We start from the raw sequence: 1358 nt of genomic DNA on the forward strand, positions 1-1358 counted from the left end.
CGGACCGCGTGCAGGGTGTGCCGGTCGGTGCCGGCGAGCAGGTCGTCCTGCCGGGTGACCACGGTGAACCCGCGCGCCTCCAGCAGCGCCACCAGCTCGGCCAGCCGGCCGGCGGTCGCGGTGCCGGGGGCGTCGTGCACCTCCATGGCGACCTGCGCGACGAGCGGCCAGTGCCGGTCGTCGAGCCCGGCGAGCACGTCCGCCTCGGCCCGCTGCACGTCGATCTTCAGCAGGTCGATCCGGTCCGGGGCCAGCTCGTCCAGGACGGCCGACAGCGGCCGGACCGGCACGGTCAGCTCCCGGCCGGCGAACCGCTCGGCGAGCAGCTCGTCGGCCCGGTCGAGCAGCACGTCCCGCTCGCCGGCGCCGGCGTCACGCTCGTTGGCCAGGAACCGCTTGATCACGCCGATCTCGGCGTCCGGGTCGGCGTACGCGGCGTGCCCGGACATCATCGAGTAGCCCGGGTAGTAGGTGAAGGAGACCTCACCGGCGGCCCGGGACAACCCGTGGGCGTGCACCGTGGCCGGCACGGCGAACGTGGCGACGTTGCGGCGCAACGCCTCGGCCACGTCCGGCACCGGCTCGAACGCGTGGATCGTCGCGTCCGGACAGACCTGGTGCACGAAGAGCGAGAACATGCCGATGTTCGCGCCCACGTCGAGCACCGTCGCGCCGGGACGCAGCGTGATCCCGTCGCGCAGGTAGACCCGCTGGACGAAGATCTCGTCGTACAGGTAGCGGGTCTCGTGCGGGTTGATCCCGGCGATCCGCCCGAGGTCGAGCGGGGCGGACCCGGGTCGCAACCGGACGTAGGCGACCAGCCGGTCGCCGTACCCGTCGTCGTCGCGGGCGACCACGGCGGCGTCGGCCACCCCCGGGTGGTCGCGCAGCACGGCGGCGACCTCGCCCGGCTCCACCCGGAAGCCGTGGATCTTCACCTGGTCGTCGAGCCGGCCCAGGTAGCGCAGCCGCCGCCCGGCGTCGAACCGGACCCGGTCGCCGGTGCGGTAGACCCGCTCGGTGCCGCCGTCGGGCAGCGGCAGCGCGACGAACCGGCGGGCGGTCGCCTCCGGGTCGCCCGGGTATCCCTCGGCCAGCTGCGGACCGGCCACGCACAGCTCACCGGCCACCCCGGGCGGGACCGGGCGCAGCCGCTCGTCGAGCACCCGGACCGCGACGCCGGGCAGCGGCCGGCCGATGGTCGGCGGCTCGTCCGCGCGGATCTCCGCGACGGTGGTGTCCACCGTGCACTCGGTCGGGCCGTACAGGTTGACCGCACGCACGCCGGGCAGCGCCGCCACCGCCGACCACAGGTCGTCGGGGACCGCCTCGCCGCCGAGCAGCAGCAGCCCGGGCAG

Annotated in this window: 1 protein-coding gene; it reads right to left on the reverse strand. The window is 75.4% G+C overall.

What is annotated here, in order from left to right; genetic code table 11:
• A partial coding sequence (locus tag HUW36_RS32965) for an FkbM family methyltransferase (RefSeq protein WP_174531594.1) occupies window positions 1–1358 on the reverse strand: 1358 nt, incomplete at both ends.

The organism is Micromonospora maritima, assembly GCF_902825405.1.
Classification (GTDB): domain Bacteria; phylum Actinomycetota; class Actinomycetes; order Mycobacteriales; family Micromonosporaceae; genus Micromonospora; species Micromonospora maritima.